21 protein-coding genes and 1 pseudogene are annotated in these 21,239 nt (G+C 70.9%); 16 read left to right on the top strand and 6 right to left on the bottom strand.

Annotated elements, in window-relative coordinates; all coding sequences use genetic code 11:
* The first annotated feature begins 2 nt into the window (after positions 1-2).
* From ABDW59_RS04680 to ABDW59_RS04635, 10 genes are all read left to right on the top strand, one after another.
* Positions 3-761, top strand: coding sequence for an ABC transporter ATP-binding protein (locus tag ABDW59_RS04680; protein WP_343628335.1), 759 nt, complete (start codon positions 3-5; stop codon positions 759-761).
* Positions 758-2,050, top strand: a complete 1,293-nt coding sequence (locus ABDW59_RS04675; protein ID WP_343628333.1) for an ABC transporter permease — start codon at positions 758-760, stop codon at positions 2,048-2,050. Before ABDW59_RS04680 ends, ABDW59_RS04675 begins: the two co-directional genes overlap by 4 nt.
* 2 nt (positions 2,051-2,052) lie before the next feature.
* The gene (locus ABDW59_RS04670) at positions 2,053-2,712 is read left to right on the top strand and encodes a DUF3299 domain-containing protein (protein ID WP_343628331.1); all 660 of its coding nucleotides are present in this window, start codon (positions 2,053-2,055) and stop codon (positions 2,710-2,712) included.
* Positions 2,709-3,380, top strand: a complete 672-nt coding sequence (locus ABDW59_RS04665) for a DUF3299 domain-containing protein (protein ID WP_343628330.1) — start codon at positions 2,709-2,711, stop codon at positions 3,378-3,380. Before ABDW59_RS04670 ends, ABDW59_RS04665 begins: the two co-directional genes overlap by 4 nt.
* 273 nt (positions 3,381-3,653) lie before the next feature.
* Positions 3,654-4,667: a zinc ribbon domain-containing protein gene (locus tag ABDW59_RS04660; RefSeq protein WP_343628329.1), complete on the top strand. Its 1,014-nt coding sequence runs from the start codon at positions 3,654-3,656 to the stop codon at positions 4,665-4,667.
* Positions 4,668-4,745: 78 nt separating this feature from the next.
* On the top strand, positions 4,746-7,346 hold the full coding sequence (locus tag ABDW59_RS04655) for an AAA family ATPase (protein WP_343628328.1): 2,601 nt from the start codon (positions 4,746-4,748) through the stop codon (positions 7,344-7,346).
* A 27-nt stretch (positions 7,347-7,373) separates the two neighbouring features.
* Positions 7,374-7,967 (top strand): FHA domain-containing protein, encoded by a 594-nt coding sequence (locus tag ABDW59_RS04650; protein ID WP_343628327.1) that lies wholly within the window; start codon positions 7,374-7,376, stop codon positions 7,965-7,967.
* Positions 7,964-8,758: a PP2C family serine/threonine-protein phosphatase gene (locus ABDW59_RS04645; protein ID WP_343628326.1), complete on the top strand. Its 795-nt coding sequence runs from the start codon at positions 7,964-7,966 to the stop codon at positions 8,756-8,758. The genes ABDW59_RS04650 and ABDW59_RS04645 overlap by 4 nt, the downstream gene beginning before the upstream one ends.
* 38 nt (positions 8,759-8,796) lie before the next feature.
* Complete coding sequence (locus ABDW59_RS04640; RefSeq protein WP_343628325.1) at positions 8,797-12,453, top strand: protein kinase; 3,657 nt, start codon at positions 8,797-8,799, stop codon at positions 12,451-12,453.
* Between the two features lie 8 nt (positions 12,454-12,461).
* On the top strand, positions 12,462-12,749 hold the full coding sequence (locus ABDW59_RS04635; protein WP_343628324.1) for a hypothetical protein: 288 nt from the start codon (positions 12,462-12,464) through the stop codon (positions 12,747-12,749).
* Here ABDW59_RS04635 and ABDW59_RS04630 read toward each other — a convergent pair.
* Entirely contained in the window at positions 12,746-13,084 is a 339-nt protein-coding gene (locus ABDW59_RS04630) for a hypothetical protein (protein WP_343628322.1), read from the bottom strand. The genes ABDW59_RS04635 and ABDW59_RS04630 overlap by 4 nt on opposite strands.
* Positions 13,085-13,182: 98 nt before the next feature.
* On the opposite strand from ABDW59_RS04630, the pseudogene ABDW59_RS04625 reads away from it, so the two are divergent.
* A pseudogene (locus ABDW59_RS04625) lies at positions 13,183-13,338 on the top strand (alcohol dehydrogenase); the annotation flags it as partial.
* Positions 13,339-13,359: 21 nt separating this feature from the next.
* On the opposite strand, the gene ABDW59_RS04620 reads toward ABDW59_RS04625, so the two are convergent.
* Positions 13,360-14,202, bottom strand: coding sequence for a PAS domain S-box protein (locus ABDW59_RS04620; RefSeq protein ID WP_343628321.1), 843 nt, complete (start codon positions 14,200-14,202; stop codon positions 13,360-13,362).
* Between the two features lie 179 nt (positions 14,203-14,381).
* On the opposite strand from ABDW59_RS04620, the gene ABDW59_RS04615 reads away from it, so the two are divergent.
* From ABDW59_RS04615 to tolA, 5 genes are all read left to right on the top strand, one after another.
* Positions 14,382-15,596 (top strand): pyridoxal phosphate-dependent aminotransferase, encoded by a 1,215-nt coding sequence (locus tag ABDW59_RS04615; protein WP_343628320.1) that lies wholly within the window; start codon positions 14,382-14,384, stop codon positions 15,594-15,596.
* Positions 15,593-16,114 carry a tol-pal system-associated acyl-CoA thioesterase gene (ybgC, locus tag ABDW59_RS04610; protein WP_343628319.1) on the top strand — a complete coding sequence of 174 codons (522 nt, stop codon included), beginning with the start codon at positions 15,593-15,595 and terminating at the stop codon, positions 16,112-16,114. Before ABDW59_RS04615 ends, ybgC begins: the two co-directional genes overlap by 4 nt.
* Positions 16,115-16,265: 151 nt before the next feature.
* On the top strand, positions 16,266-16,958 hold the full coding sequence (gene tolQ, locus ABDW59_RS04605) for a protein TolQ (protein ID WP_343628317.1): 693 nt from the start codon (positions 16,266-16,268) through the stop codon (positions 16,956-16,958).
* 21 nt (positions 16,959-16,979) lie between these two features.
* Entirely contained in the window at positions 16,980-17,420 is a 441-nt protein-coding gene (tolR, locus tag ABDW59_RS04600; protein WP_343628316.1) for a protein TolR, read from the top strand.
* A 22-nt stretch (positions 17,421-17,442) separates the two neighbouring features.
* On the top strand, positions 17,443-18,363 hold the full coding sequence (gene tolA / locus ABDW59_RS04595; RefSeq protein WP_343628315.1) for a cell envelope integrity protein TolA: 921 nt from the start codon (positions 17,443-17,445) through the stop codon (positions 18,361-18,363).
* Here tolA and ABDW59_RS04590 read toward each other — a convergent pair.
* From ABDW59_RS04590 to ABDW59_RS04575, 4 genes are all read right to left on the bottom strand, one after another.
* Positions 18,341-18,871 carry a DoxX family protein gene (locus tag ABDW59_RS04590; protein ID WP_343628314.1) on the bottom strand — a complete coding sequence of 177 codons (531 nt, stop codon included), beginning with the start codon at positions 18,869-18,871 and terminating at the stop codon, positions 18,341-18,343. The two genes, tolA and ABDW59_RS04590, sit on opposite strands and share 23 nt — an antisense overlap.
* Before the next feature lie 64 nt (positions 18,872-18,935).
* Positions 18,936-19,781, bottom strand: coding sequence for a hypothetical protein (locus ABDW59_RS04585; RefSeq protein ID WP_343628312.1), 846 nt, complete (start codon positions 19,779-19,781; stop codon positions 18,936-18,938).
* Complete coding sequence (locus ABDW59_RS04580; protein WP_343628311.1) at positions 19,768-20,733, bottom strand: DUF692 domain-containing protein; 966 nt, start codon at positions 20,731-20,733, stop codon at positions 19,768-19,770. The genes ABDW59_RS04585 and ABDW59_RS04580 overlap by 14 nt, the downstream gene beginning before the upstream one ends.
* On the bottom strand, positions 20,730-21,032 hold the full coding sequence (locus ABDW59_RS04575) for a DUF2282 domain-containing protein (protein WP_343628310.1): 303 nt from the start codon (positions 21,030-21,032) through the stop codon (positions 20,730-20,732). The genes ABDW59_RS04580 and ABDW59_RS04575 overlap by 4 nt, the downstream gene beginning before the upstream one ends.
* Positions 21,033-21,239 lie beyond the last annotated feature (207 nt).

Genomic DNA, 21,239 nt, shown 5'->3' with positions numbered 1-21,239 from the left:
GCATGGGCCGCCCCGCTCCCGCGCTGGTGCCCGTGCTCGACGTGGAGGCCCTGCGCTTGCGCTGGCCGCGCGCCGCGCGCGACTGCCTGGACATCTCCGGACTGCGCATGGAAGCCGGCGAGGCCGTCTTCCTGCGAGGCCCCAGCGGCTCGGGCAAGAGCACGCTGCTGTCGCTGATCGCGGGCGTGCTGCTGCCAAGCGCCGGCTCGGTCCGCTTGCTGGGCCACGATCTGGCGGCCTGCTCGGGCCGCGAGCGCGACCGGCTGCGCGCCGATCATGTCGGCTACGTCTTCCAGCAATTCAATCTGCTCCCTTACCGCTCGGCGCTGGACAACGTGCTGCTGGCCTGCGAGTTCTCGCGCCGCCGCGCGGCGCTCGCCGGTGAGCCGCGAGAGCGCGCCCGCGAGCTGCTGCGCCGCATGGGCCTGGGCCCTGCGCTGATCGAGCGCCGCGCGAGTGAGCTCTCGGTCGGCCAGCAGCAACGGGTGGCCGCGGCGCGCGCGCTGATCGGTCATCCGGACCTGGTGATCGCGGACGAGCCCACCTCGGCGCTCGACGACGCGCATCGCGACGCCTTCATGCTCACGCTGCGCGAGGCCTGCCTGGAATCCGGCAGCGCCCTGCTCTTCGTCAGCCACGACGCGCGCTTGGCGGCGCGCTTCCATCGCGTGCTGGACCTGTCGGCGATGCAGCGCGGCACGGCGGCGACCTTCGCTGGCGCCGAGGACAGGAGCCTCAGCGAGCAGGGGCGCGCCCCATGAAGGCCTTGATCCGACTCGCCGCGCAGAGCGCGTGGAACCGGCGCTTCGTGCTGTCGCTGGTGGTGGTCTCGATCGCGCTGTCGACGCTGTTATTGCTGGGCATGGCCCGCATCCGCGACGACGTCCGCAAGAACTTCGCCCAGTCCGTGTCCGGGACCGACCTCATCGTCGGCGCCCGCACCGGCTCGGTCCAGCTGCTGCTGTACTCGGTCTTCCGCATCGGCGGCGCGACCAACAACATCCAGTGGTCCAGCGTCCAGGCGCTGGCCAAGCTGCCGGCGGTGGACTGGGTGGTGCCGATCTCGCTGGGGGACTCGCATCGCGGCTTCCCGGTGGTCGCGACCAGCAGCGACTACTTCCAGCGCTTCCGGTACGGCGACGCCCAGCCGCTGAGCCTCGCCCAGGGTCGGCCCTTCGACGACACCGCCCGTGAGGGCGAGCTGCCCCGCGACCTCTTCGGCGCGGTGCTCGGCGCGGACGTGGCGGCATCGCTCGGCTACCGACTCGGCGACCAGCTGGTGCTGAGCCACGGCGACGGGGCGCTCGCCGCCAACGACCATGCGGACAAGCCCTTCCACGTCATCGGCGTTCTGGCGCGCACCGGCACGCCGGTCGACCGCTCCATCCACATCGGCCTGGCGGCGATGGAGGCGATTCACCTGGACTGGGTCGCCGGCGCGCCCTTGCCCGGCGCCGCCGTGTCCGTCGAGGCGCTGCGCGGGCAAGACCTGACACCGCGTCAGGTCACCGCCGCGCTGGTCGGGCTGAAGCGGCGAACGGCGGTGTTCTCGTCCCAGCGCCGCATCAACGACTTCGCCGGCGAGCCGCTGATGGCGGTGCTGCCGGGCGTGGCGTTGGATGAGCTCTGGGACGTGGTCGCGCTGGGCGAGCGCAGCCTGACGCTGATGAGCGCGCTGGTCGCCGCGGTGAGCCTGTGCGGTCTGGTGGCGGTGATCCTGGCCGGCCTCAACGAGCGACGTCGGGAGCTCGCCATCCTGCGCGCCGTCGGCGCCAATCCCGCGCGCATCTTCGGCCTGCTGGCGGCGGAAGGGATGCTGGTCACCGTCTGCGGCGTGGTGCTCGGCGCCGCGCTGTGCCTGCTGCTCATCGCGGGCCTCGGCCCCTGGGTGCAGCTGCGCTTCGGCATCGGCCTGAGCGCAGGCTTGCCGTCCCTGGCCGAGTGGCAACTGCTGGCCGTCATCACCGCGATGGGCTGGGCGGCGAGCCTGCTGCCCGGACTGCGCGCCTATGCGCTGTCGCTCGGCGACGGCCTCTCTCCGAAAGTCTGAGCATGCGTCATCCTCAGCGAGGTCTCAGCGCCCTCGCCGCCATGGCGTCGCGCTTGGTCGCCTGTGCCGGGCTGGTCTTGGGATCGCTCGCGCCCTCCAGCGCCTTCGCGGCCAAGCCCGCATCGGCCACCGCGACCGGCGCCGCCGCCAGCGCGTCATCCGGCGCCACTGCCGGCGTCACTGCCGGCACACCGGCCTTGAGCTATCGCGAGCTCACTTGGAGTCAGCTGGTGCCGCCGGGCTGGGATCCGATGAAGCGTTTCCGCGATCTCAACCTGGGCCGCATGAGCGACAACAGCCCGCGCATGGCCGCGCTGATGGCCGACCTGCGCGACGAGCTGGACAACGCGCCGCTCGTCGAGGCGCTGCAGGACGACGCCGTGCGCCTGCCCGGCTACGTCGTGCCGCTGCAGACCGACAAGGACGGCGTGCGCGAGTTCCTGCTCGTGCCCTACTTCGGCGCCTGCATCCACATGCCTCCGCCGCCGGCCAACCAGATCGTGCTGGTCAAGCTGGCGCAGCCGGCCAAGCAGCTGCGCGCGATGGACACCGTCTGGGCCAGCGGCGTGCTGCGGCTGGACCGCCAGCCCAGCGACATGGGCGTCAGCGGCTACCGGCTCGATGCGGCGCGCGTCGAGGCCTACCGGAGTCCGCCACGTTGATCCGCATCGCCAAAGCGCCCTGGTGGCTGAAGCTGGGACTGGTCGCGGCCATCGCCACCGGCGTGCCCGTCGCGATGACGCTGAGGTCGCTCGGCGCGATGGATGCGACCAGCGCGGCCGACACGACCGACACGACCCGTGCATCCGGTGCCGGCCAGCCGCGCGCCGGCGCCGCCTCGTCCCCCTTGCCAGACGGCGTGCGGGAGCTCGCCTGGTCGGCGCTGATGCCGCCCGGCTGGGATCCGCGGCACCCCTCGGCGTCCGCCACCGCGACGCGCCCGGACCCGCAGGCGCTGGCCTCGCTCGCCGATGACGACCCCGCCGCGCGCCAGATGATGGCTGAGCTCCAGGACGCATTCGCCAACGCGCCCGTCCGCCCGGAGCTCGATGGCCAGCGCGTGCGCCTGCGCGGCTACGTGGTGCCGCTGGGCGTGGGCTGGGGCGGCACCGACGAGTTCCTGCTCGTCCCCTATTACGGCGCCTGCATCCACAGCCCGCCGCCGCCGCCCAACCAGATCGTCCATGTGAAGGCGCCCGCGAAGATCGTCGGCGTCCGCTCGATGTCGGTGGTCACCGTGACCGGCCGCATCCAGGCGCAGGCGACCAGCTCCGTGCTGGCGACCAGCGGCTATCGCTTGACACCCGAAGACGTCCACCTGGATCGCTGAGCGGCAGTGACGCCCGTCACGAACACCCGGCCGAGTCACCGGTCCAGGGGTCAGGTGTCAACAGCGCGCCGCTATCATCCATTTCGTCAGAGAAGTAAAAGAACTCCAAGCGTCCCAAGCCGGCAATTGCTCATCGACGATCCGTGATCTGCGGCGTCACGAAGAGGACCCGCGCTGGAGGCGCGGTCAGCGTCAAACACCTGTCAATGCCTGCTCCTTGCCGTGCCGCCCCGGTCGCCCGCGCGCCTGCCGCTCTCTCGCGGGAGCCCGCTCATGACTGATTCCCGAACCCCGGATCGTCCGGCCGCCGCCGCCGCGACGCTGTCCGCGCCGGGCGCTCAGGCCCCTGGCGCTGTCGCTTCCGCGAGTCGAATCGAGTCGCGGATCGCCCCCTCCCCCCACGGCTGCGCGGTCTGCGGAACGATCAACGCGCCCGACGCGCGCTATTGCGTGGACTGCGGGTTTTCGCTGACCCAGTGCCCCGCCTGCGCCAGCGCCGTCCATGGCGACTTCTGCGAAGCCTGCGGCCATTGGCTGCGCGAAGGCCAGTGCCGCTTCTGCTATACGGCCTTGGACAAGGGCGCCCAGTTCTGCGAGGAATGCGGCTGCAACCAGTCCGGCATGGCCTGCGCCGGCTGCGGCCGCACCAGCTTCTTCGACTTCTGCACCGGCTGCGGCGACGCGGTCACCGAGCGCGCCCAGGCCGCCGTGCAGGCGCCTCCGACCGCCGCCTTGAGCGCCGAACTCGTCGAGATCCACGCATTGCAGGCAGAGCTGGAAGCGCTGGCGGATGAAACATCCGATCACGAGGCGGCCCCGCCGGGGCCGGCGAGCCGGCTGATCTCCCGCCAGACGCTGGACGGCCTGCGCGACACGGTCGCCAGCCTGCAGCGCGGCGAGGACCAATCGCGCGAGGCCGGCCAACAAGCCGAGGCGGCCCGCGCGGCCACCGAGGCCGCCGCCCGCGTCCGGGCCGAGCAAGCCCGCGAGGACGCCCGGCAGCAGACACTTCGCGCCGGCGAAGTCCAAAGCCTTCAGGGCCGCCGGCTCACCTTGTCCGCCCGCCTGCGCGCCGCGCGCGAGCGGGCGCAGGCGATCGCCGCCGCCTCGGAGGCGCTGCGTTTCTCGGATGGGCAACAGGCGCGCTGCCACATGATGGCCGTGCGTCAGCAACTGGCCGCGGAGGGGCTGGTCCCCAAGCTCTGGCGCTGCAACGCGTTCCACGCCGAGCACCCCACGCCCAACGACTGCGCCAAACCGGAGGACGGCGGCGTGTGGATCTTTTGACGGCGGCCTTGAGCCTTGCACGCGCGCCCTGAAGAGCGCCGGCAAGGATGCGGAACAACGATATTCAGGAGGGATTCCATGATTCGATGCCAGGCTTGCGCCGCGGACAACCGCGCCATCGCCCGGTTCTGCAAGCGCTGCGGCGAGGCCCTGCCCCCCCAGGGCGGCGATGCGCTGCTGGGCCGGCTGATCGGGCTGGCGCCCATCCGGCAGGCGCTCACCGAGCTGACCGAAACCGTGGAAGGCATGCGCCTGGCCGGACGCGATCCGCGCTCCCCGTTCGCGACGCTGATCGTCGGTGACTCGGGCACCGCCAAGACCCGCCTGGGCTATCTGATCGCCGAGACCCTGGTCGGCCTCAAGCTGACCGACAAGCCCACGCCCGTGCTGGTCGACGCGCTGCAGCCCGAGGAGCTGGAGCCCAAGTCACTGGCCGCGCAGTTCGACGCGGCCAAGGGCGGCGTGCTCTTCGTCGACAACGCCCACAAGCTGGTCAGCGACGAGGGCGACCCGCAGCCCGCGCTGCACCTGCTGATGCAGCGCGCCGAGCAGTCCCCGCTGGATCCGGTACTGATCATGGCCGGCCTGCCCTACGGCCTGAAGGAGCTGCTGGACAAGACCGAGCACCGCAACTTGGTCGGCCGCCTGCGCAACATCTTCCGCATCGCCGATTACGACCCGCCGCAGCTGACCGCCATCGCCGAGCGTGATTTGAGCGACAAGGGCTTCGCGCTGTCTGACGCCACCCGCGATCGGCTGGCCATGCGCATGCGCTGGCTGCAGCGCCGGCTCAAGAGCGGCGACACCTCGATCCGCTCGGTCAATGGTCGGCTGGCGTTGGACGAGGCGGCCGCCATCGAGCGCAGCTACTACCGCCGCAAGGGGCCGGACCGCCAGCTGCTGCCCGAGGACATCCAGGGCGAGGTCGAGCAGCGCAAGTCCATCGACGAGATCCTGGTCGAGCTCAACGGCTTCGTCGGCATGACGGCGCTGAAGGAGGAAGTCGCGCTGCTGCACAAGGACATCGAGACCGCGCGGCGCCGCCAGGCGCTGGGCATGGGCTCGGGCGACGACAGCCAGCACGCCTTCCACTTCACCTTGACCGGCAACCCTGGCACCGGCAAGACCACGGTGGCGAGGGTGCTGGGCGACGTCTTCGAGGCCCTGGGCGTGCTGCCCTCCGGCCATGTGGTCGAGGTCGATCGCGGCAAGCTGGTCGGCCAGTGGCAGGGCCACACCGCCACACGCGTGAACGCGGCCTGCGATCAGGCCATCGGCGGCATCCTCTTCATCGACGAGGCCTACGCGTTGTGCGGCGCCTCGGGCAACGACAGCTTCGGCCAAGAGGCCGTGGACACGCTGCTCAAGCGCATGGAGGACGACCGCGGCAAGTACATCGTCATCGCCGCCGGCTACCGCGACCAGATCGCCGATTTCCTAGGCACCAATCCCGGCCTGCAGTCGCGCTTCCAGCGCAGCTTCCACCTCGACGACTACACGCCGGACGAGCTCACCGAGATCCTGGCGCGCCTCGCGGGCAAGGAGAAGCTGGTGCTCGACGCGGCCTCGCGCGCCAAGGTGCGCGCCTTCTTCGCGGATCGCTGCGCGCGCAAGTCCAAGGACTTCGCCAACGGCCGCGAAGCCCGCAACCTGTTGACCACGATCAAGCGGGCCCAGTCCGAGCGGCTACGACGCCTGCCCGAGATCCCTGACGCCGCGCAGCTGGCCGAGCTGCGCGCCGAGGACATCCCCGGTCCGGCCAGCGCCGGCAGCGGCCAGTCCATTGACGAGATCCTGGCCGAGCTGGACGGGATGATCGGGCTCTCCGCGGTCAAGGAGACGGTGCGTGATCTGCAAGCGGCGCTGTCGCGGGCCCGCGCGCTGAATCAGACGCGGCCGCTGGCCCAGCACTTCCTGTTCACCGGCGCGCCGGGCACCGGCAAGACGACGGTGGCCCGCATCATGGCGCGCATCTTCCACGCGCTGGGCCTGCTGCCCACGGACCGCGTGATCGAGGTCGATCGCGGCAAGCTGATCGGCCAGTACCAAGGCCAGACCGCGCCGCGGGTGCATGACGCCTGCGATCAGGCGCTGGGCGGCATCCTCTTCATCGACGAAGCCTACGCGCTGTGCAACAGCGCGGGCGGTCACGACAGCTTCGGCCAGGAGGCGGTGGACACGCTGCTCAAGCGCATGGAGGACGACCGCGGCAAGTTCATCGTGATCGCCGCCGGCTACGACCGCGAGATGCAGGTCTTCCTGGACAGCAACTCGGGCCTGCGCTCGCGCTTCACCGACACGGTCTTCTTCCCGGACTACACGCCGGACGAGATGCGGCGCATCTTCCAGTCGCTGGCGGCCGCCGACGGCGTGGCGCTCGACGAGGACGCGCAGCCGCTGCTGCTGCGTCACCTGGAAGCGGTCTTCGCGCGGCGCGATCGCGGCTTCGCCAACGGCCGCACGGTGCGCCAGCTGTATGAGCGCGTGGGCAAGATCACCGGACGCCGCGCCGAGGCGCTCGTCGGCGATCCGGCGGCCTACGCGCAGGCCCTGCGCACCATCCTGCCCGCCGACATCGAGGCGCTCGGCATCGACCGGACGGGCGCGGCGGCCCCCTCCGCTGACGCTGCCGCCAGCGCCGACGCAAGGACCGACACCTCGACGCTGTCCGCGACCTGACCCCACCTCGTTCCGATCTAGAGCGCCATGCACTGCCCCTCCTGCAAACAGTCGATCGACGATGACAGCCTGCACTGCGACCAATGCGGCGCCGAGCTGATGCAATGCCCGCGCTGCGGCCACCTCGGCAAGGGCAAGCGCTGCCCGGCCGACGGCACGGCGCTCGTGTCGCGCAAGGCCGGCGCGGTCGACTCCGCCAACGCAGCAGCTGTTTCGGCAGCGACGCCGTCGGCGCCGCCAACGGCTTGGGTGTCGCCGGCCGTCCCCGGCACTGCTTCGCCCGCTGCGACTTTCACGGCCACTTCGTCCTCCGGCGCCCTCCCGACCCGGCTGCGCCTGCGCGCCGCCTCGCAAGGCATCGACCTGACGCCCGCCTCGGGCGCGGTGCTGGGCCGTCGCCTGGGCCCGCATGCGGACGTGCTGTCGCGCTTCGCGCAGATCTCCAGCCAGCATGTCGAGCTGCGCCAGGACGCCGCCGGCGCCTGGTTCGTGAAGGACCTGGACTCCTACAACCACAGCTTCATCGACGGACGGCGCATCGCGCCTGGCGTCGAGCACCCGCTGTCGGCCGGCAGCGTGCTGTCGCTGGGCGACGTCGCGCTGCAGGTGGTGCTGGAATGATCGTCGACCTCGATGCCTGCTGCGATCTGGGCCGGGTGCGCACGAACAACGAGGACATGATCCTCGTCGGCGACACGCTGCTGCGCGATCGCGCCTTCGGCGCCCGCCTGACGGTGGAACCCGCGCAGGGCCGGCTGGTCGTCGCGGTGGCCGACGGCATGGGCGGCGCCGCAGCGGGTGAGCGCGCCAGCGAGCACGCGATGACGCGGCTCGCCGCGCTGCTGCGCCAAGCGCCGGCCGATCTGGACGACGACGAATTGACCGAGCTGCTGGAAATCTGGGCGACGCGCACGCATGTCGAGCTGCTCGATCAAGGGATCGCCGATCCGGCCTGCCGCGGCATGGGCACCACCGCCGTCGGTCTGCTGCTGCGGCACGGACGCGCCTGGCGCTTTCATGCCGGCGACAGCCGCCTGTACCGGCTGCGCGACGGTCAACTCGAACAGCTGACCCAGGACCACGTCGCGCCCGCGCTGCACAGCGGCGCGGCGACGCCCAAGCAGCTGCTGGCCAACTCCCTGGGCGGCGGCGATCGCAGCTGGCTGGAGGTCGAGCGGCTGGACGGGGAGCTGCGCGTCGGCGACCGCTTCCTGCTGAGCAGCGACGGCCTGCATGACCTGATCGATGCGCCCACCCTGCAACTCGCGCTGCAAGCGGACCGCGAGACGGCGGTGCGCACGCTGGTGCGGCTGGCCCATGGGGCCGGCGGCACGGACAACATCTCCGTGCTCATCGTCGACATCGCCCGCGCCGAGCAGGCCGCCGCCGGCTTCGCCCCGGCCCCGAACTGACCCTTTCGAGCATTCCAGGCCTTCACCTGAATCCACGCATGAGCCAAGCTTCCGACCCCACCCTCATCGGCCCCGAAGGCACGGCGCGCATCGATGCGCCGCCCGTCGGCCCCGCGGGCACCGCCCGCATTGACGCGCCACAGGCCGCGGCGCAAGCGGCATCGGCCGGATCGGACATCGGCCCGGCAGGCACGGCCCGCATTGACGCCGCTGCGGTCGGACCCGCCGGCACGGCGCGCATCGACACGCCGACCGCCGGCCCCACCGGCACCGCGCGCGTGGACGCCGCGAGCACGACACCGGCCACCTCGCCGGCCACCGGCGCGGGCACCGGTGGCGGCGAAGCGGTGACCTGGCTGCATGCCGGCCAATCGCTGTCGCTCAACGGCCAGACCTATCTCGTGGTCACCGAGCTGACCCAGCACACGACCGAGGCCCGGACCTGCGTCGCCCAGACGCCGGACGGCCGCCAGGTCGTGCTCAAGCATTACCGGCCGGGCATCCGCGCCAAGCAGCCGGTGCTGCGCAAGCTGCGCGAGCTGCCGCATCGCAACGTCGTCACCATCCTGGATCTGGGCACGGTCGACGGCCGCGATGTCGAGGTGATGGAGTACGTGGCCGGCGGCACCCTCGAGCAGCATCTGCGCCACCACGGCCCGATCCGCGACCTGGCGCTGCTGCGCCGCCTGGCCGCCGGCATCGCCGACGGCCTGGATCATCTGCACGGCACCGTGGGCCTGATCTATCAGGACCTCAAGCCGGCCAACGTGCTGCTCTCCGGCCCCGACTTCGAGCGGGTGGTGCTGGCCGATTTCGGCATCTCCACGCTGCGCGCGGCGGGCAGCCCCGACGTGCAGGTCACCGCCAACGGCACCCGCGAGTACGCCGCGCCCGAGCTCTCCCGCTTCGGCAACCAGACGGTGGCCTTCGTCACCGAGAAGGTCGACTACTTCGCCCTGGGCATCACGCTGCTGGGCTGCTGGCAAGGCACCACGCCCTTCGAGGGCGTGCCCGACGGCCGCCGCATCCAGCAGATCCAGGACAAGGAAGTGCCCTTCCCGCTGGGTATCGACAAGTCGCTGGAGACGCTCATCAAGGGCCTGGTGCACCCGGGCGTGAAGGACCGTTTCGGCCGCGGGGAAGTGCGGCGCTGGATCGACCAGCAATCGCTGCAGGTCGACTACGCCTCCAGCCGCCGCAGCTATCAGCGCCGCGCCTTCCTGGGCGACGAGTACTTCGAGACCCCCGCGCAACTGGCGGCGCTGCTGGAGAAGTACCCCGACAAGGGCGAGGACCACCTGTTCATGGGCAGCATCCAGAAGTGGCTGGACGCCTGCGAGGACATGGACCTGTCCACCGAGATGCAGAAGATCGTGCGCCAGTTCGACCGCGATCCCGCGTCGCGCAAAGCCGGTCTGCTGCGCGCGATCTACACGCTGGACATCGACCGCCCCTTCGTTTCCCACGCGGGGCGGCAGGCCACGACCGAGGAAGGCTTCGCCGAGCTGCTGCTGGCCGAGAAGGCCCATTACCTGAGCGCGCTGGCCAAGCCCAACGAGCCCTTCTACCTCTACCTCCAGGCGCGAGGCGAGCAGGAGTTCGCGACCGAGACCCTGGGCCGCTTCATGTCCAAGGACCCGGCGGAGCTCAGCTTCAACACCGTGGTCTTCAACCTGCACAGCGGCGGCCGCAACCGGCTGCGGCTGGGCGGGCAGGACTTCTTCACGCCCGAGGAGCTCGCGCAGGCGCCGCAGGCCGTGCGGGACGAGGCGGCGCAGCAAGTGACGCAGTCGGCCTCGCTGCTGCTGATCTGGCTGCAGCGGCTGGGCCATGTCGAAAAGATCGAAGGCCTGCGCGGCGCCGAGCCCGTCGACCAGATGGGCCTGATGCACGCCCTGCCCTGGCTGAGCTTCAAGGAGCTCGTGCCGGACTGGGCCGATCGCCAAGGCGGCATCGCGACCGCGCTGCTGCGTCGCAAGCGCGAGGACCTGCTGCCGACCTTCGCGCGCCTCGGCCTGGATTTCAACGCCTCCGCCGGCAAGCTGCGCCCGCTGGTCATGGCCGCCTGCAACGGCATGCTGGACGCGATCCGCTTCATGCTGGATCGCGGGGCGCGCCTGGACGTGATCGACGGCTTCGGCCTGCTGCCGCTGGGCGGCGCGGTCAGCTTCCGGCGTCCGGAGGCGATCGCGCTGCTGCTGTCGCGCGGCGCGGACCTGCACGCGACCGATGAGCAACAGCGCACGCTGCTGGAGCTCGCCCTTCTGAAGGTCAACGCGGACGGCGCCAAGCAGCCGGTGGTGCCCCAGGTCGTCGAGCAACTGCTCGCCGCCGGCGCGGATCCCAACCGGCCAGGCTCGACCGGCCAGCTGCCGCTGCACCTGGCCCTTCAGAACGCAGAGGCCGCGCAGGTGCCCGCGCTGGTGGGCAAGCTGCTGCAGGCCGGCGCGGATCCCGCGCTGACCAGCCCCAACGGCTTCGTCGCCAACATGCCGCCGATGGACGCCTGGGCCGCCGCGCTCTTCGCGAGCCAATACGTCCACGGCCATCACGCCGACTACTTGCCGGTGCTGGAGGCGCTCGTCAAGGCGGGCGCGCGCGTCGACGCCGTCTACGGCGGCAAGGCCGGCCTGCACTGGGCCGCGGCCTGGGGCAGCGAGCCGCTGGCCCGCGCGTTGCTGGCGCTGGGCGCGTCCACCGATCAGGTGGCCGACGACCACATGCTGCCCGGCACCTATGCGCGCCTGAAGCGCGCGCAGGCGTTGGAGCCGCTGCTCCAGCCCGGCCCGCACTGGGCGGGCAAGGTCCGCCGCTGGCGACTGGTCACCGGTGCGCTGAAGGCGGTGCTGGTCATGATGGTGCTGCTGGCCGCGACGGGGACGATGTGGCCCGCGCTGCTGATGATTCGCGGCCATTCGAACATGCCGTTCGGGCTCGGGACCTGGGGCCTGATGGTGGCGCTGGTGTTGGCGATGCGGCTCGGGCTGTCCCACCCGGCGGCGCCCGCCGGACAGGGGCTCAAGGCGCTGCTGCGCAGCTTTGGCGGCTGGATCAAGCTGCTGGTCGCCTGGCCGGCCTTGCTGGGCTTGGCGGGCGTCGCGCTGAGCGCGGGCTTCTTCCTTCAGACCCCGTACGCCTACGGCATGCAGCTGATGGGCCTGGGCTGGATCGCGGCGATGGCCGCTTTCGTGCTGGCGATCTGGCTGATCGTGCGTCAGCGCCGGCACACGCGTCTGGCCGCTCCGTGGGTCGCGTATGAAAACGCCGGCGCTACCGGTGCGACGCCGGGCGCGGCCAAGACCGCCTCCGCGGCGCGCGGCCGCACGATCCTCATCGTGCTGCTGGGCGGGCTGCTGAGCGCGCCGGTGCTGTGGCTGCTGCGGGACTTCAGCATCCAGGACAACGCGCGCTTCCAGCAGGCGCAGGCCGAGAAGCAAGCCGCGCAGGACCCGGGCCGCCAGGGCGTGCTGACCGCCAACTACACGGTCACGATGCCGGGCAACCAGAGCTGCGTGTTGCCCGCCGGCACGCGCGTGACCAACCGGCATGACCACGACAAGCGCAACGGCGTGGTCCGCGAGGCCGCTCAGGTGCCGGTGGTGACGGGCAACTGCGTGGGCCGCTTCCCGCCGCAGACCCGGATCGCGATCCCGTCCCGCCTGTTGCGCGACGTCGGCCCGGCCTCCGCCAAGTGAGCGCGTTCATGATCTTCACGCTCCTGTGGGGCGTCGCCGTGGCGCTGCTGTTCGGCGGCGCGGCGGCGATGGAGCTCGGCGCCATCCGCCGCCGCATTGACGGCGCGAACGGCCTGGTCTTCCTGGTCGCCGGGCTGCTCGGGCTCGCCACCCTGCCCTTCGGTTTCGTCGGGCTGTGGTGGCTGCATAACCTGCGGACCGCGGTGATCGGCTCGGCGGCCGTGGCGCTGGTGACCGGGGCGCTGTGGTGGGCGCTGCTGCAAGCGCTGGATCGCGCGGCGCGCGCGCAGCGCTAGCGGTCGGCGTCGGCGAGCCGCTCCACGAGAAAGTCCAGCGCGACCTTGATCTTCGGGATCCGGAAGCGCGGTTGCAGGAAGAGCAGATAGATCCCCGACTCGCCCTCCCGGCTCACCGAGACCGTGTGCGCCGGATCCGCCATCTCCACGCGCACCATCCGGCGATCCCGCAGCGCCGCCGCCAGCGCGGTCAGGCTGGCGCCGTCGTTGGTCACGAAGGCCGGCGACATCCGCAACTCCCGCCAGCCATCCTCGTCCCGCCCGTGCCACTTGATGATGGCGTTGGGCCTGCGGTACGTCAGCGCCGCATGGCCGAGCAGATCGTCCAGCGTCATGGATCTCCCGCGTCGCCGTCGACGGCCTGCCCCGCCACGACGCGCTGAACCACGCCACCGTAGACCTCGTCGATCTCAACACCCGGTGCGCGCATGGCCTGTCCGACAGCGAGGTCGCGACGCTGGCCACTTTCCTGCGTCAAGGCTGGGAGAACCAGGCCTCGCCGGTGACGGAGCGCCAGGTCGCCAAGATCCGCGGGAAGGCGCTGGCGCAGGAGCCCGCCGACGCGGAGAAGTCCGCCGCGGCGCATTGAGCGCCCCGCGCTGACCCGCGCTCAGGTCGTCGCGGGAGCGACGGCCGGCGCGGTCGGCGCGGCGAGCACTTCCGCCGCGCGGATGAACGCCGTGGCGCCGACGCCGCCGTCCATCTTCACCGGCTTTACGAAGAGGTGCACCGGCACCCGATGGCCGTCCTTGTGCAAGGCGTCGACCTCGAAGTGCTTGCGCATCATCGGCCCGTCGCCGGTGTGCTGGAGCCGGGACATGCCGCGCAGATGCGCGCTGCGCATCTCGGGCGGGATGATGACCTCGTGCAGCGGGCGGCGGATCGCCTCGGCATAGGTCCAGCCCAGCGTCGCCTCCGCCTGGTGATTCCATTCCGTGATCAAGCCGCGCGAGTCGATGCTGACGAAGCCGTCGGGCGCGTTGGCCAAGGCCTCGTGCAGCGCTTCCTCGCTCGCGCTGCGATGCGGGGCCGAGGCCGCCGCGGCCAGCGGCTCCTGCGTCTGGGCGCACGGCCGGGTGAGCGTGTGCGCCGCGTCCCATCGCGGTCGACCGTTCACCGACACGCTGCGCGTGCCCTTGACCAGGCTCTGGTTGTCCAGCGTCCCGACCGCGACGTGCGCGACCGCCGCCTGGGGCGACTCGATGCTCATGATCGCCGCGCCGCATTGCGGGCAGAAGCGGCGCTCCAGTCCGTCCGCGCCGCGCCAAGCGGTCAGTGAGCCGCTGGATCGAAAGGTGGCGGCGTCGATGGGCAGCCAGGCCATGCCCGCGCCGCCGGACATGCGCCGGCAGATCTCGCAGTAGCAGACGGTCGCGGTGAGATCGACGGCGTGTGCGGCGTACTCCGCGCGACCGCAGGCGCAATGGCCGTGCAGGACGAAGGGCGTGTTCATGGGCCAGTTCCCCCTAGGCTTCCGGATGCGGAATGTCGTCCCCGGATGTTCCCGCTTGGGCGGTTCGACGGCAAGTCGAGCGATCACGACAGCGCCTGTCGGGCGATGCCTGACAGCCCGATCGCGGCGCGGCGCGCTAAACCTAGAATGGCAGCCGCCCTCCCCGCTCTGCCCGTGCCATGAGACTCGCCAACCGCGTCGATGCCATCGATCCCTTCTACGTCATGGAATGCGCCAAGCGCGCCGACGAGATCGCCCGCTCCGCCGTGTGCGACCCGGCGCAAGGCGGCCGGCACATGATCTACCTGAACATCGGCGAGCCCGATTTCGGCGCCAGTCCCGCCGTGCGCGAGGCCGCCGCCCGCTTCGCCTCCTCCGGCCGGATCCCCTATACGCAGGCCAACGGCCTGGTCTCGCTGCGCCAGCGCCTGTCCGACTGGTACCGCAACACCCAGAACCTCACGATCGCGCCCGAGCGCATCGTCATCACCGCCGGCGCCTCCGCCGCGCTGCAGCTGGCCTGCCTGGCGCTGTTCCAGGCCGGCGACGAGGTCCTGATGCCGGACCCCAGCTATCCCTGCAACCGGCACTTCGTCGCCGCCGTCGACGCGACGCCGGTGCTGATCCCCTCCACGCCCGAGCAGCGCTTCCAGCTCGACATCGGCCACCTGCGCGAGCACTGGAACGCGCGCAGCCGCGGCGTGCTGCTGGCCTCGCCCAGCAACCCGACCGGTACTTCCATCGAGCCCGACGAGCTCGCCCGCATCCACGCCTTCGTGCGCGAGCGCGGCGGGGTCACCGTCGTCGACGAGATCTACCAGTCCCTGGGCTACGACCGGCGCTTCGCCCGGAGCGCGCTGGCGCTGGGCGACGACGTGGTCTCGATCAACAGCTTCTCCAAATACTTCGGCATGACGGGCTGGCGCCTGGGCTGGCTGGTGCTGCCCGAGGCCATGATCACGCCGGTCGAGAAGCTCGCGCAGAACCTCTACATCTGCCCGTCGACGATCGCGCAGCAGGCCGCGCTGGCCTGCTTCGAGCGGCCCTCGCTCGACGAGTACGAACGCCGCCGCCAGGAGCTGCAGCGCCGCCGCGACCTCGTCGTGCCCGCGCTCGAGGCGATGGGGCTGCCCGTCCCCGTGATGCCCGACGGCGCCTTCTACGCCTGGGCCGATGCGTCGGGCACCGGCCTGTCCAGCTGGGACCTGTGCATGGACCTGATGCAGCAGGCGCAGGTCGCGCTGACGCCCGGTCGCGACTTCGGCCCCGCCTTCGGCGAACGCTTCCTGCGGCTGTCTTTCGCCAGCGGCATGGACGATCTCCGCGAGGCGCTGGCGCGCATCCGCGTCCGCCTCGATCAACTCAAGACCAGCAGCACCACCCACGCCGCATGACCGCGTCCGACACGAACAACGCCGCCGACCCCACGTCCTCCGTCCCCGCGCTCCTCGGCGGTGCGATCGCCTTGACGGGCCTCGCAGCAGGACTTCCCGCGTTCCAGCATGAGCTGCGCATCTATTGGGAAGACACCGATGCCGGTGGTGTCGTCTTCTACGCGAATTACCTGAAGTTCATGGAGCGCGCCCGCACCGAATGGCTGCGCGCGCTGGGCTTCGAGCAGGAAACCATGCGGCGCGAGGACGGCCTGATGTTCGTCGTCAGCGACACGGCGCTGCGCTATCTGGCGCCGGCCCGGCTGGACGACTGGCTGCGCGTCAGCGTGCAGCCCAGCGAGATCGGCCGCGCCAGCATGATCATCGACCAGCAGGTGTGGCGCGGCGATCAGCTGCTGACGCAGGGCCGCATCCGCATCGGCTGCGTGGATGCGCTCAGCCTGAAGCCGGCGCGCATCCCGGCACGCATCCTGCGATCGCTGCAGCAGCCGGACGTGCCGCCATCCGCACGCGGCTGAGCGCGCCGACACGCTTCTTTGCAGATGCCGGCCCGCCGTTTGCCGAGGTGGCCGCCAGCCTTGTCACAATTCACCCCTTGACCGCAAAACCGCCTGCCCGCCGCCCTGGCGCGACCGGACCGGCACCCCAGCGACTCTTTCCGTCGACCCCATGAATCAAGACCTCTCCATCGTCTCCCTGATCGCCCATGCCAGCCTCACGGTGCAACTGGTGATCGCCGCGCTGTTGCTGGTGTCGCTGGCCAGCTGGAGCGTGATCTTCAGCAAGCTGATCGCGCTGGGCCGCATCAAGGCCCGCAACGAGGGCTTCGAGCAAGAGTTCTGGTCGGGCAAGAACCTCAACGACCTGTACGGCAGCGTCTCCAACCGCCAGGAGGCCGCCCCGCTGGAACGCATCTTCGCTTCCGGCATGCGCGAGTTCCTCAAGCTGCGCGAGAAGCGCGTGGTCGACGCCGGTCAGCTGCTGGACGGCGCCCGCCGCGCGATGCGCGCCAGCTTCCAGCGCGAGCTGGACGCGATGGAATCGCATCTCTCCTTCCTGGCGTCGGTGGGCTCGGTCTCCCCGTACGTGGGCCTGTTCGGCACCATCTGGGGGATCATGCATGCCTTCGTGGGCCTGTCCAACCTGACGCAGGTGACCCTGGCCACCGTGGCGCCCGGCATCGCCGAGGCGCTGGTCGCGACCGCCATCGGCCTGTTCGCCGCCATCCCGGCGGTGCTGGCCTACAACCGCTTCGCGCGCCAGATCGACCGCAACGCGATCACGCTGGAGACCTTCATCGAGGAGTTCTCCAACATCCTGCAGCGCAACGCCAGCCAGCCCGCGACGGCCGCGCAGCGCTGAACGCGCCCACCGGAGAACGACATGCCCGCGATGTCCTCCCGCGGCGGTTCGCGCCGCCGCACGATGAACGAGATCAACATGGTTCCCTTCATCGACGTCATGCTGGTGCTGCTGATCATCTTCATGGTCAGCGCGCCGCTCATCACCACCGGCGTGGTGGACCTGCCCAGCGTGGGCAGCGCCAAGTCCCAGCCGCAGCACGTGATCCAGGTGATCGTGGGCACGGATGAGCAGCTCAAGATCAAGCTGGACGGCGACCAGGATCCCTCGCCCGTTCCGCTGAAGGCGCTGGCGACCCGCGTCAAGGAAGCGCAGAACGGCGACGCGGCGACGCCGGTCGTCATCTCGGCCGACCGCAACGTGAAGTACGAAGCGGTGGTCAAGGCCATGGACGTGCTGCAGCGCGCCGGCATCCAGCGCGTGGGCCTGTCGGTCAAGAACGGCGCGCCCGCCGACAACTGATCCCGAGGACCGACAGCACGCGATGAGCACGTCCTCCCGAATCCATCCCGAACGGGATCCCTTGCGTCCGCCGCCCGCCCCGGGCATGGGGCGCGGTTTCAGCCTCGCCGTCGCCGCGCACGTGCTGCTGGTGGTGGCGCTGAGCTTCGGCGTCAGCTGGCGATCTACGCCGGTGCCGGCCATGGAGGCGGAACTCTGGTCCGCCGTGCCCAAGGCCGCCGCGCCCAAGGAGCAGCTCCCGACCGAAACGCAGCCCCAGCCTCCCAAGGAAGAACCCAAGCCCGAGCCGCCCAAGCCGCAGCAGCCGCCGCCCGAGCAGGTCCAGGCCCAGCGCGACGCGGAGATCGCCATCGCCAAGGCCAAGGAGCGCAAGCAGAAGGAAGAGCAGGCGCAGCGCGAGGCGGACGAGAAGCAGCGCAAGCTCGAGCAGCAGAAGCGCGAGAAGGACGAGGCCGACAAGAAGGAGCGTGATCGCAAGCTCAAGGAAGAGCAGGCGAAGAAGGACGACGCGGCCAAGGACAAGGCCGAGAAGGCCAAACAGGAGAAGGCGCGCAAGGATGCCGAGGCTCGCGCGGAGGCGCAGCGTCAGGAGAATCTGCGGCGCATTCAGGGGATGGCCGGCGCGAGCGGCGGGCCGACCTCGACGGGGACGGCGCTCAAGAGCTCGGGGCCGTCGGCCAACTACGCGGGGCGCATCAAGGCCCGCGTGCGGCCCAACATCATCTACAGCGACCCGGGCGGGCCGTCGAATCCGGAAGCGGAAGTCGAGGTGCGCGCGGCGCCGGACGGCACCATCATCGCGCGCAAGGTCGTGAAGTCCAGCGGCCTGCCGGACTTCGACAGCGCCGTGCTGCGGGCGCTGGACAAGACCGAGAAGTTCCCGCCGGACACGGATGGCCGCGTCCCGCAGGTGATGATCATCACGTTCCGTCCGCGCGAGTGAGCCAGTCCCGGACCGCGGCGTCCACGGCGACGCGGCCGGGTCCGAACAGTGCCACCGCCAGCAGCAGCGCGCCCCAGAGCTGATGTCCCAGCAGCGCGGCGGGCGCGATTTCTTCCAGGCTCAGCACCGCGACCAGGTTGACGACGCTCAGGCCCAGCGCCGCGAAGCGTCCGCCCAGCCCGAGCATCAGCAGAACCGGAAGCACCAGCTCGCCGCCGGTGCCCAGATACGCCGCCAGTTCGGGCGGCAACACAGGGACGTGGTACTCGTCCTGGAACAGCGCGAGCGTGGTCTCCCAGTCCTGGATCTTCGTGAGCCCGGATCGCAGGAAGACCATCGCGACGAACACGCGCGCGCCGAGCGCGGCGAGATCCTGAAGCACCTCGATCAGCGCGCCCGGCAGGCCGCGCGGGCGCGTCACGCCGCGCGCGCCCGGGTCGCAGAGGGCGGAGACCAGCAATCCGCCGCGGCCGCGCCAACGCGCCCAGGCGGATCGACCCGCCGTCATCAGAGTGGGGGCGACACCCGCGCGCCCCGGTTCATTGCTCAACACCATCGTTCCTCTCGCATGCTTATCGTGCGGACTTGAAGGGATGCACGGGCGCCAGATCGACGCTCTCCACCCGTGCCAGCCAGCCCCGACGGACCGCCGCCGGTAGCCAGGCGCTGAAATCGAAATGCGGGCCCGCCGCCATCAAGGCCCGCTCCAGGTCCACGCCGTCGCAGAGCGCCTCGCACCAGCGCAGCGTCGGAAGGTCCAACGCGATCACGGCGCCCTTCCAACCCTCACGCCAGACCATCAGCGCGACGCGAGGCCCATCGCCACAGGCCTCCTCCGGGAGCGCCGCCACCTCGGCGAGCTCCGGCACATCGCAGCGCTGCAGCACCGCCAGATCGGAGAGCGTGAGACGCAGCGCGGCCGGAGGCAGCCGCCCCAACAGGGCCAGGCTGCTCAGGTCAGGCCCGGCGTCGGGCTGCCGCTCGATGCGATGAAGCGCCCATTCCATGCGGGCGATGGCGACCCATGCGGCCGGAAGGCCGTCCTCTTGGCGAGACCGTTCGAGCCGCCCGATCAGCACTTCGCCCCAATCGCCCAGATCGCTCTGCGTCGGCGCGTTGCCGCGCCAGCACGACCAGGCCAAGGCCGCGAAGCTGCCTTCGGCGTGCGCTTCCATGCGCTCCCGCAGTCTCGGATAGATGGCGGTCAGCGCGCGGTCGGCGAGCACGCTGGCATGCGTGCGATACGCCTGCAGTGCCCGGTCCAGACCCCCCTTGATGCCGGCCAGAGGCGTCACCCCTGCCGGCGCCATGGCCGCGAGTTCGCTCCCGGGCGGCGCGAGCACCGCGTCCACCAGCCGGGATTGCGCGGTCAGGAGTTCGTAGCGCTCTCGCAGTCCCTCGAAGTCATTCAGCGGCATGACGGTTCTCCAAAGGCGAGCGACGCGCCATCGCGGCGCGGGCCTTGCGAGCGTTGGGACGCTGTGGCGGCGGCGCGATCAGGGCGCGGCCCAGCGCTTCCTGTTCCTGACGCGCGCGATCGACCTCGGCGACCAGCGCCGCCATGGGGGGCACCTCGTTGTCCCATTCGACCAGCGTCGGACGAGCGCCGATCCGGGACAGTGCATGGCGGTAGATCGTCCAGACCGGCTCGCAGATCGGGCTGCCGTGGTCGTCGATGACGATCCCGTCGAGCCGCGCATGACCCGCCAGATGGAACTGGCCCACCGCAGCGGCGTCGATCTCGTCCAGCCAGGACCGGCAGGCGTCGACGGCGGCCGATTCATCCAGGCCTCGGTTGAGCGCGTTGACCAGCAGGTTGTTCAGGTCCACCAGCAGACCGCAACCCGTCTTCACCGCCAGCGCATTGAAGAACTCCGGCTCGGCAAGATGGCTCTCTTCCCAGCCGACGTAGGCGCTGAGGTTCTCGATCAGCAGCTTGCGGCCCAGCGCCTGCTGGGCAGTGTCGACGTGGCTCGCCAGCAGTGCGAGGCTGCGCGCGCTGAACGGAATCGGGAGCAGCTCGTGCGCGTGCACGGCCTCGTCATGACGCTGCACGCGACTGAAGCTGGCGTGCTCGGAGATCACCGCCGGACGGACCGCCTCGGTCAGCGCGCGCACCCGCTTGAGATGCAGCCAGTCAATGCCGGCGGCGGAGCCCAAACCCAGGCCGACGCCGTGCAGGCTGATGGGATGGCGCCGGGCGGCGTCCAGCAGCATTTGCCGGGCGGCGCCGCCGGGCGCGATGAAGTTTTCGGTGTGGACTTCCAGGAAGTCGATCCCGTCGGCTCCCTGCTCCATCACCTGGCGGTAATGGGGCTGGCGCCAGCCGATGCCGACCGCGACCGGCCACAGCGTGGCGCCGCGGCTCACTGGCCGGCCTTGGCGGGCTTGGCGGTCTTCGCTTCCGCCTTCACTTCGTCGGCGGTCTTGCCGCCGGCCGCCTTGCAGCTGCCCTTGGCGACGTACTTCCATTCGTCGGGCGCGTGGTCGACCTTGGACTGGCCGGCGCAGGAATGGGTACCGGCGGTGTTGGCGCAGTCGTTCTGACCGGCCTTGGCGATGCCGTAGCACTTCTCCTTGCCCTTGCTGTCGGCGGCGAGGGCCGAAGTGGCGGCACCGGCGGACAGCGCAGCGGTCAGGGCGGCCAGGATGACGTGACGAGAGTTCATGAGAAGGGGGCTCCGATGTGCGGGGGGTGCACCCGCGGGTTGAGAGATTTGCGCTTGACGCCGCCAGCGCGGGGCCGGCTTCCGTCGAGCACAAGTCGCCTCAGTTGCGCCGCCAGGGCGTCGAGTGCTTTCGCACCGCCCGGATCCTTGACAAAGCTCAAGCCGCTTTGGCAGCCCGCGAAAAGCGCTGTTCAGGGCTTCCGAATC

The sequence above is a fragment of the Roseateles sp. genome, assembly GCF_039595295.1.
GTDB lineage: Bacteria > Pseudomonadota > Gammaproteobacteria > Burkholderiales > Burkholderiaceae_C > Roseateles.
Note: the sequence above shows the minus strand (reverse complement) of the source record. Positions and strands in the feature narration are given on the sequence as shown.

What these genes read in the sequence shown, in the direction of transcription:
- ABDW59_RS04680 (WP_343628335.1), top strand. Translation starts at nt 3, where the DNA reads ATGGGCCGCCCCGCTCCCGCGCTGGTGCCCGTGCTCGACGTGGAGGCC.
- ABDW59_RS04675 (WP_343628333.1), top strand. Translation starts at nt 758, where the DNA reads ATGAAGGCCTTGATCCGACTCGCCGCGCAGAGCGCGTGGAACCGGCGC.
- ABDW59_RS04670 (WP_343628331.1), top strand. Translation starts at nt 2,053, where the DNA reads ATGCGTCATCCTCAGCGAGGTCTCAGCGCCCTCGCCGCCATGGCGTCG.
- ABDW59_RS04660 (WP_343628329.1), top strand. Translation starts at nt 3,654, where the DNA reads ATGACTGATTCCCGAACCCCGGATCGTCCGGCCGCCGCCGCCGCGACG.
- ABDW59_RS04655 (WP_343628328.1), top strand. Translation starts at nt 4,746, where the DNA reads ATGATTCGATGCCAGGCTTGCGCCGCGGACAACCGCGCCATCGCCCGG.
- ABDW59_RS04650 (WP_343628327.1), top strand. Translation starts at nt 7,374, where the DNA reads ATGCACTGCCCCTCCTGCAAACAGTCGATCGACGATGACAGCCTGCAC.
- ABDW59_RS04645 (WP_343628326.1), top strand. Translation starts at nt 7,964, where the DNA reads ATGATCGTCGACCTCGATGCCTGCTGCGATCTGGGCCGGGTGCGCACG.
- ABDW59_RS04640 (WP_343628325.1), top strand. Translation starts at nt 8,797, where the DNA reads ATGAGCCAAGCTTCCGACCCCACCCTCATCGGCCCCGAAGGCACGGCG.
- ABDW59_RS04635 (WP_343628324.1), top strand. Translation starts at nt 12,462, where the DNA reads ATGATCTTCACGCTCCTGTGGGGCGTCGCCGTGGCGCTGCTGTTCGGC.
- ABDW59_RS04630 (WP_343628322.1), bottom strand. Translation starts at nt 13,084, where the DNA reads ATGACGCTGGACGATCTGCTCGGCCATGCGGCGCTGACGTACCGCAGG.
- ABDW59_RS04620 (WP_343628321.1), bottom strand. Translation starts at nt 14,202, where the DNA reads ATGAACACGCCCTTCGTCCTGCACGGCCATTGCGCCTGCGGTCGCGCG.
- ABDW59_RS04615 (WP_343628320.1), top strand. Translation starts at nt 14,382, where the DNA reads ATGAGACTCGCCAACCGCGTCGATGCCATCGATCCCTTCTACGTCATG.
- ybgC (WP_343628319.1), top strand. Translation starts at nt 15,593, where the DNA reads ATGACCGCGTCCGACACGAACAACGCCGCCGACCCCACGTCCTCCGTC.
- tolQ (WP_343628317.1), top strand. Translation starts at nt 16,266, where the DNA reads ATGAATCAAGACCTCTCCATCGTCTCCCTGATCGCCCATGCCAGCCTC.
- tolR (WP_343628316.1), top strand. Translation starts at nt 16,980, where the DNA reads ATGCCCGCGATGTCCTCCCGCGGCGGTTCGCGCCGCCGCACGATGAAC.
- tolA (WP_343628315.1), top strand. Translation starts at nt 17,443, where the DNA reads ATGAGCACGTCCTCCCGAATCCATCCCGAACGGGATCCCTTGCGTCCG.
- ABDW59_RS04590 (WP_343628314.1), bottom strand. Translation starts at nt 18,871, where the DNA reads ATGACGGCGGGTCGATCCGCCTGGGCGCGTTGGCGCGGCCGCGGCGGA.
- ABDW59_RS04585 (WP_343628312.1), bottom strand. Translation starts at nt 19,781, where the DNA reads ATGCCGCTGAATGACTTCGAGGGACTGCGAGAGCGCTACGAACTCCTG.
- ABDW59_RS04575 (WP_343628310.1), bottom strand. Translation starts at nt 21,032, where the DNA reads ATGAACTCTCGTCACGTCATCCTGGCCGCCCTGACCGCTGCGCTGTCC.